This window comes from Psychrobacter okhotskensis, from assembly GCF_965638355.1.
Classification (GTDB): Bacteria; Pseudomonadota; Gammaproteobacteria; order Pseudomonadales; family Moraxellaceae; genus Psychrobacter; species Psychrobacter okhotskensis.
Window position 1 is genome coordinate 3,164,021 of the sequence record NZ_OZ281822.1, and the last position, 15,607, is coordinate 3,179,627.

13 protein-coding genes are annotated in these 15,607 nt (G+C 40.9%); 7 read left to right on the top strand and 6 right to left on the bottom strand.

Annotation, left to right across the window (positions count from 1 at the left end; all coding sequences use genetic code 11):
* Positions 1 to 11: 11 nt before the first annotated feature.
* The 3 genes from ACSUPM_RS13175 to ACSUPM_RS13185 are packed head-to-tail and all read right to left on the bottom strand — an operon-like array spanning position 12 to position 4,688.
* Positions 12 to 1,928, bottom strand: a complete 1,917-nt coding sequence (locus ACSUPM_RS13175; RefSeq protein ID WP_436880010.1) for an ATP-dependent nuclease — start codon at positions 1,926 to 1,928, stop codon at positions 12 to 14.
* The gene (locus ACSUPM_RS13180) at positions 1,925 to 3,163 is read right to left on the bottom strand and encodes a restriction endonuclease subunit S (RefSeq protein ID WP_436880011.1); all 1,239 of its coding nucleotides are present in this window, start codon (positions 3,161 to 3,163) and stop codon (positions 1,925 to 1,927) included. Before ACSUPM_RS13180 ends, ACSUPM_RS13175 begins: the two co-directional genes overlap by 4 nt.
* On the bottom strand, positions 3,153 to 4,688 hold the full coding sequence (locus tag ACSUPM_RS13185; protein ID WP_436880012.1) for a type I restriction-modification system subunit M: 1,536 nt from the start codon (positions 4,686 to 4,688) through the stop codon (positions 3,153 to 3,155). The genes ACSUPM_RS13180 and ACSUPM_RS13185 overlap by 11 nt, the downstream gene beginning before the upstream one ends.
* Positions 4,689 to 4,814: 126 nt before the next feature.
* Here ACSUPM_RS13185 and ACSUPM_RS13190 point away from each other — a divergent pair, with 126 nt between their 5' ends.
* From ACSUPM_RS13190 to ACSUPM_RS13215, 6 genes are all read left to right on the top strand, one after another.
* Complete coding sequence (locus tag ACSUPM_RS13190; RefSeq protein ID WP_201582782.1) at positions 4,815 to 5,945, top strand: tetratricopeptide repeat protein; 1,131 nt, start codon at positions 4,815 to 4,817, stop codon at positions 5,943 to 5,945.
* Positions 5,946 to 5,959: 14 nt separating this feature from the next.
* On the top strand, positions 5,960 to 6,661 hold the full coding sequence (locus tag ACSUPM_RS13195; RefSeq protein WP_101211350.1) for a hypothetical protein: 702 nt from the start codon (positions 5,960 to 5,962) through the stop codon (positions 6,659 to 6,661).
* A 108-nt stretch (positions 6,662 to 6,769) separates the two neighbouring features.
* Positions 6,770 to 7,468 (top strand): hypothetical protein, encoded by a 699-nt coding sequence (locus tag ACSUPM_RS13200; RefSeq protein WP_101211351.1) that lies wholly within the window; start codon positions 6,770 to 6,772, stop codon positions 7,466 to 7,468.
* Between the two features lie 23 nt (positions 7,469 to 7,491).
* On the top strand, positions 7,492 to 8,160 hold the full coding sequence (locus ACSUPM_RS13205; protein ID WP_101211352.1) for a hypothetical protein: 669 nt from the start codon (positions 7,492 to 7,494) through the stop codon (positions 8,158 to 8,160).
* A 24-nt stretch (positions 8,161 to 8,184) separates the two neighbouring features.
* A complete protein-coding gene (locus tag ACSUPM_RS13210; RefSeq protein WP_101211353.1) occupies positions 8,185 to 9,159 on the top strand; it encodes a WG repeat-containing protein in 975 nt (324 codons plus the stop codon).
* 658 nt (positions 9,160 to 9,817) lie between these two features.
* Positions 9,818 to 10,606, top strand: coding sequence for a YdcF family protein (locus tag ACSUPM_RS13215; protein ID WP_350588191.1), 789 nt, complete (start codon positions 9,818 to 9,820; stop codon positions 10,604 to 10,606).
* 56 nt (positions 10,607 to 10,662) lie between these two features.
* Here the strand turns inward: ACSUPM_RS13215 and ACSUPM_RS13220 are convergent, their stop codons facing one another.
* The 3 genes from ACSUPM_RS13220 to ACSUPM_RS13230 all read right to left on the bottom strand — a co-directional run bounded on the left by ACSUPM_RS13220 (position 10,663) and on the right by ACSUPM_RS13230 (position 13,889).
* The gene (locus ACSUPM_RS13220) at positions 10,663 to 11,205 is read right to left on the bottom strand and encodes a DUF3124 domain-containing protein (RefSeq protein WP_025653237.1); all 543 of its coding nucleotides are present in this window, start codon (positions 11,203 to 11,205) and stop codon (positions 10,663 to 10,665) included.
* Between the two features lie 97 nt (positions 11,206 to 11,302).
* Entirely contained in the window at positions 11,303 to 12,004 is a 702-nt protein-coding gene (locus ACSUPM_RS13225; protein ID WP_025653236.1) for a potassium channel family protein, read from the bottom strand.
* A 124-nt stretch (positions 12,005 to 12,128) separates the two neighbouring features.
* Entirely contained in the window at positions 12,129 to 13,889 is a 1,761-nt protein-coding gene (locus ACSUPM_RS13230) for a TrkH family potassium uptake protein (protein WP_101211355.1), read from the bottom strand.
* A 247-nt stretch (positions 13,890 to 14,136) separates the two neighbouring features.
* Here ACSUPM_RS13230 and cls point away from each other — a divergent pair, with 247 nt between their 5' ends.
* Entirely contained in the window at positions 14,137 to 15,588 is a 1,452-nt protein-coding gene (gene cls / locus ACSUPM_RS13235) for a cardiolipin synthase (protein ID WP_436880014.1), read from the top strand.
* Positions 15,589 to 15,607 lie beyond the last annotated feature (19 nt).

A 15,607-nucleotide genomic window follows, 5' to 3' on the forward strand; every position in this document is an offset into this window, starting at 1 on the left:
ATAAGTCTCTTTTATGAATTCTCTAAGCTACCAATATTATTCATCACACCAAGTTGTAGGAATAATTGTGCAAATGAAGGGTATAAGTCATCTAGATCTTGGATGAAATCTATATATTCAAATAATAGAGCTGAAGATATCTCTTCAGCATCATTAGATTGTCTCCATAGAAATGACAAACCTATCTGGTCTTCAAGGGCGCGCACAAATTTACTAATTAGAGATTTTGACATAACCATCTCCGGCTTAAAATTACCACCCGAGATATTCCAAGAACGAATTACATCGGTAAACTGTAAACTGTTAAATTCAGGTCTATTATTTTTTTGTCCATTAAAACTCACTTCTATCTCTTTGTTGAGATCAGAATTGAGGCTACAGCTTTCTTCAGATAGCTTGTCAAATACGTAATCTATAATAGTTTCAACTTCATCCTTTGCTTTAAAATTTTCGACTAGTTTACATATTAGTTTTTTGAATATATTTATATCTGAAAATAAAACAGACTCAATACAATATCCTTCATGACTATACGGTTTACAATTTTTCCCACGGATAAGTTGTTTGAGTCTTGAATCAATCTCTAAAGTAGAAAAATCTCTATCGAATATAACATGCCACTCTTTGCCTTTTAATAATGAAGATAGAGTACGCTTGTTATACTCTATTTTTTGTAGGATGTTATCTTTGCCTCTTAACGGGAAAAAAGCAACTTCTGATAAGCAGTTTATTTCATGATTAATCTGTCTAAGCTTGCTATTTAGAGCTTTAAGATATTCCTCATCATCAGCTCCCTCTACAAACGCTATGTGTTTAGCTTGGTTTAAATTTTCAAGTGATAGTATTACACCACCCAAAGACTTCTTAATGATATCAAAGCTACTTTTATTAATTGGTCTCAAATCACCTATACTTTTATTGTCTTCACTTAAAAAGAAAACTTCATTTTCACCAGCGTTTGTAACAAACTGATCATTATGGCTAATTATGAAAAATTGATTATGATCAATACATCTTAGATGAGCTAAAAGGTTCTTTTGAAGCTTGGAATGAATGTGCGAGTCTGGCTCATCAACTAGTAGCAATTTTAGAGGAGCGTCGATAAATTCGACAGTAGCTAATATCTCTACTATTTGTAAGAAGCCGCTACCTTGCAAATGCAGGTCATAAGGTTTAGAGCCATCAACAGAAACATCTAAGCAAACGTATTCATCTTTTTCCCTTCTAGTAGGTGAAGGTAGGGAAAACTTAACAATTTTCTCAGTGATCTCAGAAATACTTTCTTCTAAACCAGTAATAGATCTTCTTTTAGATATAATTTTATTTCTTAATACTTCATGAGAAGAGCCTTTCTGTATTTTTTTCTTAATTTGAGCCTCGTTATAATAAGGTTCAAATTGATGTACGCCCGACACAGGTCTAGTTTGATAAATAAATATAGCTTCATCTAAATATCTTCCAGTGCCACAGAAATCGTTGGCAAAACTAGTGAACTCCCTTTCTTCTACAGGCTGGACACGAAAAAAAGCATTTTCTATAGAGCTTGGACAAGTTATTTTGAAGCCTAAATTCCAAACCTGTGCTTCATTATCACTATTAGTTAATGAAATAGTAATCTCTGAACATTTTCCAAGTTCAGGATGTCTTGGATCGTAAAATAAATCTTCATCCTTAGTTATGCGTAGAAAATCTAAATCTTGGTAGTTCACGTATCGGTTCGTAGACCTTTTAACTTTATAAAATCCTTTTCTTGAACTCAAAATATAGGTTTGGTAACATTTTTCCCAAAGATGAATTGCTTCAAAAATAGTAGATTTTCCAGCACTATTTTCACCAATAATAATATTGAAATTAGCATTTGGATGTATCGTAATATCTTCAAATGTTTTAAAGTTCTTCAGGCTAATTTTACATATTCTTAACTTCATACATCTTCCCCATCAACCCTCACCCTAACCTTACCCGTCAACAATACCTGCATCAACGCCTTTTTCTCTTGCTGCAAATCAGCCAATTGCTGCTCAAGCAATTCAATTTCTTTATCGGCATTGGTTAATACCGTAGCGATTTTTTGTTGTTCAAGGAGAGCTGGAACTTTAATTTTTATAGCTTTAATAATAGTGGCACTTAAATTGGGTTGTCCACCTTGAACTAGTAGCAATGCTTTCAACATTTCAACTTCAAGTAAATAAAACAAGAATAAGTTATGGAATTTTTCTTTTGGCTCTAATGCTAAAACTGCTTGATTTACAGTTGCACTATCTAACGTATTCAAAGCTACTTTACCTGCTGTCGCGCCATACATAGCAACAAGAATACTTCCATTTTTAACTATTTTTGCAGAAGAATTTTGAAGCCCTAGTTCTGTTATATATTCGTTTACAGAATCGACAAATCTATCGTTCAGTTTTCCAGAAGTAATCCAAGGAATGCTACCGTTGTAATACTCATCCTTTGTTCTAGAAGGTGTTCCACCTGAAAAACATTTTGAAGTAGAACCTATACTAACCTCTTCCCACTCACCCTCAAACCGCTGACCCAACCCATCAAGCAACCGCTTTTTACCTATCAGCAATTGCTGCATCAACGCTTTTTTCTGCTGGGTACTATTGTCAATCAAACGCTCAGTCGTGCTAATCGCTTTATCCCAAGTGGATAGGATTTTGACAATTTTTCGTTGTTCTAGGAGAGGTGGAACCAACAGAGGTAACTTTTCTAAAGTAACTTTATTTAATTTAAAGCGTCCTGCGCCTTGTCTTGACAGAAAGTTAGTAATGTTACGGTGTTGAAAATATAAATAGAACCATTCGGAATCGCACGTATTTGAACTTTCAATAATATGTGCATGGTTATTAACGGTACATTTCCCACTAATAAACTGTGTTTGACGCATTGATTCATATTTAAGGAAGTGATCTCCATCCTCACCAATCAACGCATATGTACCATCTTGTTCATAATCAGCAATATGATCTTGAATTTTAGTCGGTCCGTAGTATGGATAAGGACCAGGAATAAGTGAGCGCACTTCTTGGCTTATAGGCTTACGGAAATTGTTCTTTATATTTAAAGCTTCACCAACTTTATCGAGTTGCCATCCTTTAGGAATAAAACTGATTCTAGCTTGTATAAGCTCAAGTTTAGAAATTTCACTATGCACCATAACCCAACTCCTTTAGAAACCCTGCCATCTCAATCTCTAAACTTTCCAATTCAGCTTTTAACTCAAGACGCTCAGCACGCACCGCATCCAGATCAATCTCCGCCTCTTCTTCAAAGGTATCGACATAGCGCGGGATATTTAGGTTAAAGTCATTCTCTTTAATCTCATCAAAACTGGCTAGATAGGCGTATTTATCGACGCTTTCCCGTGCTTTATAGGTTTCAATGATTTTAGCAATGTTATCTTCAGTCAGCTGGTTTTGGTTTTTACCCGATTTGAACTCATTGCTGGCATCGATAAATAACACCGTGTCATCGGTCTTATTCTTTTTAAACAGCAGAATAGCGGCTGGAATCCCCGTGCCAAAGAACAGCTTTTCGGGTAAGCCAATCACCGTATCAAGCAGGTTTTCTTCGATGAGTTGCTGACGGATTTTGCCTTCACTTGACGCACGAAACAGCACCCCATGCGGCACGACTACACCCATTCTGCCAGTCGCAGGCTTTAGCGTTTCGATCATATGACTGATAAAGGCATAGTCGCCCTTAGTCTTAGGCGGTACACCTCGATGGAAGCGACCATAGGGATCGCTACTGGCATCGTCATGACCCCATTTATCTAGTGAAAACGGCGGGTTGGCGGTCACCACATCGAACTGTAATAAGTTCTTGCCGTCGCTACCTAATAGCAGCGGATTGCGGATGGTATCGCCCCACTCAATACGGTGGTTGTCCTCACCGTGTAGGAACATATTCATTTTTGCCAGTGCCCATGTCGAGCCAATGGCTTCTTGACCGTATAGCGCATACTTCTTAGAGTTTGAGTTTTTGCGTACCATCGCCCCGCACTTAATGAGTAGCGAGCCTGAACCACAGGCAGGATCACATATCTCATCACCTTCGACAGGCTCAAGGATAGTCGCTAGTAAATTCGATACTTCAGGCGGTGTATAGAACTCACCAGCCGTCGCGCCACTACTGGCGGCAAAGTGCTTGATTAAATACTCATACGCATTACCAATCACATCGAGGCTACCGACACGCTCAGCACTTAGATTGAGAATGTCTTTGCCAAAGTCTTCTAACAAATGGCGTAGTAGCTCGTTTTTTTGCTTTTCTTGACCAAGTTTATCAGTGTTAAAGCTGATGTCTTGGAAGACATTTTTGAGCTTAGTGCCGTTGGCTTCTTCGATAGCGTGTAGCGCCTCATCAATACGTTGACCGTTGCCCGGCTGATGACGCTGCTCATACAAGTCCCAAAAGCTTGCGCCTTCAGGCAAGACAAAGCGCTGCTTGGACATCATGGCGTGGATCAGCTCTGGGTTGTCGCCAAACTGTTCGACCAGCTTGATGTACTCATCGCGGTAGACGTCTGATAAATACTTGAGGAACAACATGGTCAGGATAAAGTCTTTATACGTATCGGCGCTGATGACCCCTCGAAACGTGTCACAGGCGTTCCATACGGCTTTATTGATGTCGTCTTGATTGATTTGGTTAATACTATTAGGTGCGCTGGTTGGCATTTATGGTTCCTGAATACTTTGGAAAGTTATGAATTTTTATAGTGCGGTAATGATAGCAGGGTCTGATATGGATATCTTAAACTGATGGGTATTTAACTATGAGATTATTTCAAATTCGTGTAACATTTGTTTATTTTTACTTTGAGGCAAAGCATGGTTTTAATACGACATTTTATCCAAAAAATGGCAATAGCAATACTAGCACTGAGTATCAGCTGGTCAGTATTAGCGGCAAATTTTGAGTCTATTAAAGCATTAGCTGAATCAGGCGATGTTCAGTCTCAGCTTGAGCTTGCTAAGCACTATCAGACGCTCGTAAAACCAGACTATCGTATTTTTAATAATGAACCTATCGACTTCTATTATGAAGGTAAAGACGTAGATAAAAATGCTAAAAAAGCTTTAAGTTGGTATTTAAAAGCAGCTAACCAAGGTAATGCTGTCGCTCAGTCTAAGGTTGCCCTTTTTTATCATGATGGTATACATGTCCCGCTAGATCATGCCAAAGCTTTTGAATGGTATCAAAAAGCGATTAAAGAGGATGTGGCCGAAGCGCAGTTTGGCTTAGCGTTAATATACGCTCATAGTGATAAAATCACCGAGGATTTAGAAAAATCAAAATACTGGCTTACAAAAGCAGCAGAACAAAACTATCCTCCCGCTTTGTTTAGTCTTGCGTATGACTATCATAGTCACTACAACGAGCATGAAAGCCAGATAAAAGCGCTCAAACTATTTCAGAAAATGGCTAATGGAGAAGATCCGAACGATGAGTATGCTGTTCGCTCTTACTATGCACTAGGCTTTATGTACTATGATGGCTATGGTACTGAAAGGAATTATCACCAGTCGGTATACTGGTATCAAAAAGCTGCTGAACAAGGTCATGATACTGCTCAACTGGAACTGGGAAGAATGTACTCTAGAGGTGAAGGCGTACAAAAAAATCATGAAGAAGCCCTAAAATGGTATACAAAAGCAGCAAATCAAAGAAATATCTTGGCACAAACAGGTCTAGCATGGATGTACTACCATGGTAACGATGTCGAACAGGATTATACGCAAGCTTTTAAGTGGTTGAACAAGATAGTAGAGAGCGGTAAGGACGACCACTCAATTCAAGCAATGCTTGCGTCGTTATACCTCAATGGTGATGGTGTCGCTCAAAGTGATGATGAAGCAATCAAATGGTACGGTAAAGCCTGTCAAAATGGCAATCGCTACAGCTGTAAGCAATATCTAGAATTAACCCAATAATAGAAATAAACCATATGAAAACAATTGCATTCTGTCTACTAGCTAGCCTAGCTCTAAGCGCTTGTACAACGGGTATAAAAAGTAGCTCGACCATCAATAATCCCGACTCAGATGTAACTCAGTTCCCCGTTGAGACGGCTGTGATAAACATTTTTACCAAAGAATATAGCGACTCGCTATACAGCCTACTTTCTGATAAAAAATCTTTAGAATTTGACTATAAAATAATACCCAAAGCAGCGTCTAATTTTGAAAATCAACAGGTTCAAAGCGTACAATCAATCTCTAGTACTAGCATAGATAACGAAGTGATAACTAGAAATATCAGAATGAGTTACTTTACTCTCAATCCTTTCCTATTTAAAGGCTATACGAGTAGCTCAGGAGAATATAGCGTAGCTACGCAAAGCGCTATCCTACCTAGAGTAGCGAATGTAGGTAGCTCTGGTAAGTCTGTAGCTGCAATAGTGTATTCAGATAGTAGCAAAAGTAACCAAATAAGATCTTATACAGAAAAGTGGTCGTTATCAAAAGCCAGTCAGAATACAGCATGGTTTTGTATGGAAGAACTGGCACACGGTAATTTAGCTTTTAAGAAAAAGAAAATTCAATGTTTTGAAATTGACGAACATGGCGATATTTTAGATAGTAAAATAATAGAAACTTATAAAACAGAAGTTGGTGTTAAAACTATAGAAGTAATAAGTAGATTATGAAGATAAAAGGTTCTACTACTAACCAAGCTACAATGTATTTGCATTAAAAAAATACGTCATAGCTAAATAAATATTATAAAAACCTATAACTTATTAGCGAGTTAATTTATGAAAGTATTAGCATTAATAGCAGTGGTAGCTCTAGGCCTAAGTGCTTGTACTACTATGAATAACGATGTGATAACCCCAAATAAATCAAACCAAATAGTCACGCAATATCCTGTAGAGACCGCCCTACTCAATATCTATACCAAAGCGCGTACTGATACCCTGATACAAGCCAATGACAATCAAAACACAGTGCTTGAGATAAAAGTCGTTCCCAAAGGGAAAATGACATTCAACAACCAGCAGGCACAAGGTGCCGAAACTGCTTATACCATAAAATCAGATGGCATCATCGATCAGCAGCTAATATCAATCAATTACTATACCCTAAACCCTGTAAAGTTCTATGGCTTTACCAACAATCTAGGGGAGTACTCGGTAGCTAATCAAACCTCTGATATGCCCAAAATGGCAACTATAGGCGACTCAAGCGAGTTTATCACTGAGAGTGTCTATAGCGACAGCAGTCAAGATAAGTTAATCAGCAAATATACTCAGAGTTGGTCGCTGAAACGCGCTACTAATGATACCGCTTGGTTTTGTATAAACGCTTCAGAAAATCTGCTATTGAATGACGCCAATGGCACTATGTCTGAATGCTATAACATCAACGCTAAAGGTGATTTATTAAGTACTAAAGTAGTAGATTCAAGCCCATTAGAAGACGGTGTTAAGAGAATAATTTATAACAGTCTGTGATAGGTATAAATAAGGATGAATATATGAGAATCTTAAGACTATGCTGTGCGGTTGTTTTGCTTGCTGGCACGACTATACAAGGTCATACAAAACCACTCAATGATAGCGTGCAATATCCTATCTCTGCGCCATTATCTCAGTTAATTACTGGCAATTTCGTTAAAATAATAGCACTGTCTAATGAAGGTATGATCTCAAAAATAACGACCACCCAAACTCGAAAAGGCCAAGTTAAGGTCGATAATAAGACAGCGTTCACTGTGGTGAACGATAACGTAATGACCCTCAACAGCAAGCCTCTAACTTCTGCAACACTCACACGCTACTACAGCTTAGATCCGCTGACCAGTCATGGCTCACCTGATCAAGAAGCGCTAGACATTGACATAACGTTCAGTGCCTTACCTACAACAGCCGCTATCGGTGACTCGGGTGAATTTGCGAAAAGTGTGATGCCAACAGAATATGATAATGACCTAACACAGACAGCCATTCAAACCTGGTCGCTTAAGCAAGCCACTGACAATACTGCTTGGTTGTGCCTGCACACCACTCTTACGGAGCCCTCATCACCAGAGGACGTTGCTGCGGATGAGTGCTATCAGGTTACGCGCAGTGGTGCTATCGTGGATATGAAAATTACGGTCCCACCGCCGATACAAGTGCAGTTGGCGACTATCAACTTTTCATAAGAAGACCTATTGAAAAGGACTCATATGAAAGCTCTAGGATTATGTACATTACTAGCTTTCTTAATCGGCTGTACAGCAGCCGACGTAGCGACGGATTCATGGGGAACAAGCGTTATGCCCTCATCTTCGAGTGATAGCACGCGTGGTGTCAGTCCCGACTTGCCCGTTGAATATCATAGCTCAATAGAAGGTCATGACGACACTTGTGGATTTAAGAACAGCGCTGGGAATGTTATTACCCCTGCTATCTATGATCATTGCGGTGAGTTCCATGACGGCATGGCTTACGTGACGCACGGTTATGACACGATTGGTTATGTCGATATTCAAGGTAAGGTTGCCATACCTGTTATTTATCCTATCTTTTTTGACTTCGTACCTGAGATGCATAATTTTAGTGAAGGTCGAGTTGCGGTTTATAAAGATGACAAATGGGGCTTTATGGACAAGCAAGGCAAGCTCGTCATTCCTTATGTCTATCGCTATGTTGGAGATTTCTCAAATGGACTGGTAACGGTGTTAAGAAATGAAAAATTTGGTGCCATTGACAGTAATGGCGATACCGTCATTGATTTTCGATACCAACAGCTTGGCAACTTTAAGGAAGGTCTAGCAAATTTTAGTCTGACAGATGACCAAAAAGTAGGATATATAAACACTAAAGGTCAGCCAGTTATTGCCTCTACATGGGATGCCGCATTGGATTTTTCTGAAGGTCTGGCGGCGGTAGGTGTCGGAGATAACGATAAGTTGAAATGGGGATTTATTGACCACGCAGGTCGAGTAGTCATTGAGCCAAAATATAATGCAGCCTCTCCCGATGTGGGCGACTTATCTTTATACACAGATGTCAGCGACGGTTATTTTATCAATGGTCTGGCCACTATGTACTTAGAAGGTGACCAAATCACGCAGGTCATTATTGATAAGCAAGGTAATGAAATTAAGCGTCAAACTTATGACAGTTACGACGATATATTTGGCGAAATTTCTTTTTAAAAGATCTTTAGTGAATGGGAAGGAAACCTTAATAACCAAAAAACGCTTTTTAGTGATAGTATATGTTTGAAACTAAATAATGCTTTAGAAATATTTAGTTACGATTAATCATGAGATAAATCCCATTATTTACCTTACATCCAATACTACAAACCTGTTGGTCTATTTGATGGTCTAATACTTAGCTACAGTATATTAAATACATTTATATCAATCACTTGAAAATATAGTTAGACTTCCTCCTTCACCGCCAATCTTATTCTGCTTTATCAAAGCCTCTAGTTTTACACTCTATCCAAATTTCTTTAAAACATCTCCTAAGTGTTAAGCAATAACGCTTAACTTTATCTTGCCTGATTTTTCTAGTTATTCCTATTTAAACTTATTTACTAAACCCCGCCCGCGCCTTTACTGGACGCCTCGCTGTTTTTTCTCAGTATCCCAGCTGCTATTTTTTGAGTATCAGCCACTACTGTCATCGACATGAATGCCCTATCTTCATGAGCGCTGATGGGTCTTAAACAGCTCATCCGTCAATATCTTATAATCAAAATATTATATTTTACTAAAAATCTAAGTTAACGGTAGCTAGCTCAAGGATTATATCGTTGGTATTATAATTATCTTGCAGTTCATTAAACACAAGCAGTTTTCAGCTATGTCCAAAACCTTACTCATCCGTATACTCCTACTCATTGTCGGTATCATCATCACCATAGACTGCGCTGTATTGATGATTATTGGCAAGATTAACTTTGGCTCAGTAGTGCCATTTATTATTGGCGTAATTTTTGTCATTCATGGCATTTACTGGGAACGAATTCGCCGTTTCATCAGGCATCACCCTCTATTTAAGCGAGTATGGTATGGCTTATGGGGCTTATTTATCCTATGGCTTATCAGCTTTATGGTGTTTGTTTGGTCACTGCAGCAGCAGATTGAACGAAGCCAGCAGCCAGCGCCGACAGTGGCAGCTATCATTGTATTAGGTTCAGGCACAGTCGCAGGCAAACCCACTCCTACCTTAGCCAAGCGCTTAGATACTGCGGCGCCTCTCATTGATGCACAACCAAACGCCATAGTAATAACCAGCGGTGGTGTTGGTTTTCAGCGTAGCCGTAGCGAGGCTGATATCATGGCGTCCTACTTACACGAGACGTACCGCATCCCGTTTGAACGCATTCTACAAGAAGGTAAAAGCACCAGTACAGAAGAAAATTTAGCCAATAGCCAAGCCCTATTAGCGGCGCAAGGCGTCTCTATCACTGACCCTATTGCTATCGTGACCAGTGATTTTCATACCATTCGGGCAGCAGCCATTGCAAGGCATCAAGGCTATCAACAGCCAATTACGGTGGCTAGCCCGACCCCTTTATCCATTCGTTATAATGCATGGTTTCGAGAATATTTTGCCTTTGCCAGTGGTTGGCTGTTGGGGGAGTATTAAAAAGCTCACAGCACTTCACAGCCCTTATAAGTAAGCCTTTAGTAATATAGCATTTATCAATGTATAACTGGCGTGCCTTGCGTGGTAAAGGCAAAGGCTTTATTGCTAAAATTGCCTATCATCACCGCCTCAATGACTGGGGCGACGGTCTCATCAATACCTTCGACTTCAATGATGAAGTTAGCTCCAGAGCCGCCTTTGTCTTCTTCTTTTTCGACAATATAATTGAGCGTGCCCATTGCTGGTAGCTCGATAGGTTTATTCAGATATGATTTTACGAAAGCCCCACGGGTATCGTAGTAATCGATTTTATTGATATAAAGTGATTTTTTTAAGGTGGTATTACGCACACTCAAAGTCGCAGACAGCAAGACCTTACGATTGTCTCTATCGGTATAAATGTCAGAGTAAATCGGCACATAAAAGGTTTGCTGATAGCCAAGTTTACTATGATCAATTTTTGAGGTGATCTCCAGCTGTTTGATTGGGTCTTTTTGCCCTTCTGACAGCATGACATTCGGGTCTTGCGACGATTGATCACAGCCTGATAATAGTGCCGTCATGGCAAGCATTAGGATGGATATGTGACGCTTATTCATAACTTTCCCTTTTATAATGTCATAGCGCGGCTATTTAAATAACGCTTATGTCGTCATTAATAGGTAGACAATATACCCTTTATTTAGATTTAGCCCGCTACTGCACTTTTACCCCAACGCTACGCAAAAACTGGTTAATATGCTTGTTTGCGCCATAGATTATCAAGACATCTTTATCTTGTAGCACCTGCTCAGGCTCGGCCAATCCTTCGATACTTGGCTTACGTTGCGTACGTCCAAAGCTATCTTCATAATACTCATAGCGCATGGTACTAAGCAATCGAATATTGAATTTTTGCTCAAGCTGTAAGTCGTCGACGGTCTTTCCAATCAAGGCGTTTGGAATACTAAGCTCAACGATACTAAAATGATCGGTAAGCTCAAACGAATCTACAAAGTAGCGCAGTGACAAGCGTTTTGCCCAGCGGTCAGCGGCTTCTTTTTCGGGCAAAATAAGATCGTCCACACCGATGGCTTGCAGCACTTTTTGGTGCAATGGATTGATACTGCGGCTGATCAAGCGCCGTGCTTTTAAGGTCTTAAATAGCGCCGTTGCCATGACATTTGCGCCTTGGTCTTCGCCGATTGCGACCACGACGATATCGGTATCGATAATGGGTAAACCGGTGACGGTATACTCGTCGGTGGCATCCATACAGACGGTATGCGAGATGACTTCTTTATAAGCCTCGACTTTTTGCATACTGCTATCGATAGCAATTACTTCGTGACCTTGACTGGTCAACGCTATACCCAGCGACGAGCCAAAATTCCCCAATCCTACGATGATATATTTCATATTGTCCTTTTTGTGCCTTAATAATAGTGCCACACTTGAGGTAATAGAACTTTAATTAACAAAATCTTAGTTAACAGGTTCAATTAGCAAGAAATCATTTAATAACAAATCATTTAATAACAACTTAGTTAATAGTAATCTCTTCCGTGGGATAGCGATAGTTACGCTCGCGCATGTTTTTGAGTAAGGCGATAAACAGGGTTAACATGCCCACCCGTCCAACAAACATAATCACCGAAATCACCATTTTGCTAAAATCCGACAACTCGGTGGTCAAATTCAAACTCAAACCGACGGTGCTATAAGCAGAAAAGCACTCAAAAACCACTTTAATCAAATCCAGCTCAGGTTGATCATAACTGATGAGCGTCACCCCAGTCCCAATGACCAATAACGACAGCCACATGATAGAAAAGGCACGACGAATCGAAATCTCAGCGATTTCCCGTTTGAAGACTTCTACTCTCGTCTGCCCACGCGCCAAACTCAAGGTATTTAATAGCGCAATGGCAAAGGTGCTGGTTTTGATACCACCGCCCGTCGAGTTCGGTGACGCGCCAATCCACATCAAAAAAATCGTCAACATAATCGTCGGAAAGGCTAGGTCACCCATATCAATGCTATTAAACCCAGCGGTTCGCGGGGTGGCAGCGGTAAATATCCCTGTCACTAACTTGCCATAAAAACTGCCATGGTCAGCCAACACGCCATTATATTCAAACAACATGACCCCAATGAGTCCGACTAGCAACAGTGCACCCGTGGTAATCAGAGTGATTCGGCTATTGATATTGAGCAGCCACGGGCGATAAGCGTAGCGCTGATTGCGACAATATATCAGGCGCTGGGCACGATAGCGTAAATACCGCAGCACATTGACCACAATCACAAAGCCCATACCGCCAAAGATAAAGGTAATGCCAATAATCAGCTGCAGAGGATAATTAAAGCGCAGCGCGTCATCATATAAGCCCGCACTAAAAGTAGAAAATCCGGCATTACAAAAAGCCGAAACCGCATGGAAAATGGAAAAAAATAAGCGCTCGGATACGTCCATGCCGGGTAAATCGTAAATACTGGCGTAAATGAATGCCGCCGCCAACGCCTCAACAGCAAAGGTGACATATAAGATAGATTTGAGGGTTGCCACCACATTACCCGTACCGCGCATATAGGACATCTCACTGATGCTCAGCTGAGTCTCGTAGCTGACACCGCCCTTAAAGAAATAGCTAAAATATGTGACAAAGGTCAAAATCCCTAGACCGCCTATTTGGATCAGACCCATAATAATGACTTGGCCAAAGGTCGTGTAATAGGTCGCGGTGTCTACCACGATAAGCCCAGTAACACACACCGCACTGGTCGCAGTAAATAATGCATCGATAAATGATAAAGGCTGGGTCGTCGCGTTGGGCATCATTAATAGCAAGGCGCCAACCAGTACCACCGACAAAAAACTTAGAATAAAGAATTGGGCTGGGTTCAAAAAAGTACGGTCGAGATTGAAGTCGTGATCAGAGATTTCACGGATAAAGGTCACTAGTACCGCAACCTTAATCGCGACAAAGCCATCAACGGAAACCGCCAAGCCTGAGCGTATTAAATCGGTGAAATGCGCCACGAGTAAAATGACGATAGCGATACTGGTCAACAAGTCAAAGACAGCCACTTTGTTAATCGTTAGCGGTTTTTTGCTATAGAGGTAACGCCCTGCCGTGACGATAAAACCTAAAAAGATAATGAGCAAATAAAAGAGATGAAAAACATGCTGTAGCCAGTTCGGTAGCGTAAAACCACTATCGAGAAGTGCCACTGCGACCCCAATGATGCTAATAAAAATCGTAAAATTATTAAGTAATCGATAGCGTATGGCGGCGTGCATAGCCTGAGTCCATGAGAGGAATAACCACGATATTTATACTCCTTTTTTTGACTATTAACTAAGACTGATTTTAGAAAATCGTAACCAGTTATGAACGAATTATCGAAAGTGATTAAATGGACTGACCGTATTGATGACAATCTGATGACAAGTTGGCTACGGTCGAAATGAGATGCCATGATAAAGTACGGATTATTAAATAAAGGCTGCAGCACCCTGCATAACAATAATCACAAAGGACGGCGCCATGGTACTGGACATCTTATTAACCATTCATTTTATATTACTCGTGCTGATATCCTTACGGATACTCTCGCGTCATGATTTGACCTCATCGGCTAGGCTAGCATGGATGGTGGTGCTGTTTATATTGCCTTATGTCGGCGTCGTGGTTTACTGGATGTTTGGTGAGATACATTTAGGGCGTAACTTTAACCGCCAGCATGAGCAAATTATTAATAAACTGCATACCCACAATCCTGAAGTGCTCGGTAGCGACGCGGCTTTAACGCAAGCGATAAAACCTGAGTATCAAGCAGCGTTTGCTTATTCTGCGAACGTCACAGGCTTTCATACTACCGTGGGCAATCATGCGGAACTAATGGCGGATGCGGCTGAAACCCACAAACGAATGCTAGCGGATTTTGAGGCGGCAACCGATCATATTCATGTGCTGTATTATATTTGGCTGATTGATGGCACAGGTATCGATATCGCCCAAGCGCTAATGCGCGCAGCACGGCGCGGTGTGACTTGTCGAGCGATGGTCGATGGCATGGGCTCACGCAAAATGGTGGGCTCAAAGATATGGCAAGAAATGAAAAATGCTGGCGTGCAAGTCAGCGTGGCTCTACCGATTAGCAATCTTATAAAGGTATTATTATTTAGCCGAATTGATCTGCGCAATCACCGAAAGATCACCGTGATCGATGGCAACATTGGCTACTCTGGTAGTCGCAACTGCGCAGATCCTGAGTTTCGCGTAAAGCCCAATTTTGCCCCGTGGGTCGACATTATGCTGCGCGTTGAAGGACCAGTGGTGGCACAGAACCAGATGCTTTTCGCCAGTGATTGGCTGATTGAAAACCCCGACACAGCGGTCGAAAGCTTTTGTTATCCTACCGCACAACCAGACTCATCAGCCTCTACAGGCTTCGCCGCACAAGTCTTTGCCGATGGTCCTACCCAACGCTCGGGCGCAACGCCACAATTTTTAGGCGCGCTTATTAGCCAAGCCCAGCAAACCCTGACCATCTCAACCCCTTACTTTGTCCCAGATTATTCCCTAATCAATGTCTTGTGCGCCACCGCCTATCGCGGCGTAAAGGTCACAATGATCTTCCCCAAACACAACGACTCCTTAGTAGTCGCTGCGACCAGCCGCAGTTATTATTGGCAATTACTAGAAGCAGGAGTAAAAATTTATGAGTACAAGCCGGGATTGCTACATGCGAAGACCTTGACCGTCGATGGCCAGCTAAGCTTAATTGGCTCGACCAACTTAGATTTGCGCAGCTTTGATTTAAATTATGAAAACAATATTGTCTTTAGCGATAGCGCCTTAACCACTGACATCATGGAACGCCAGTCTCAATATATCGCTGACTCTGATGAAGTGACACGCGAGGAGGTCGAAAACTGGCCGCTACCCTATAGAATTTGGCACAATATTGTTGCTACCATGGGGCCCATCTTATAAATAACGGTTGGATGCTAGA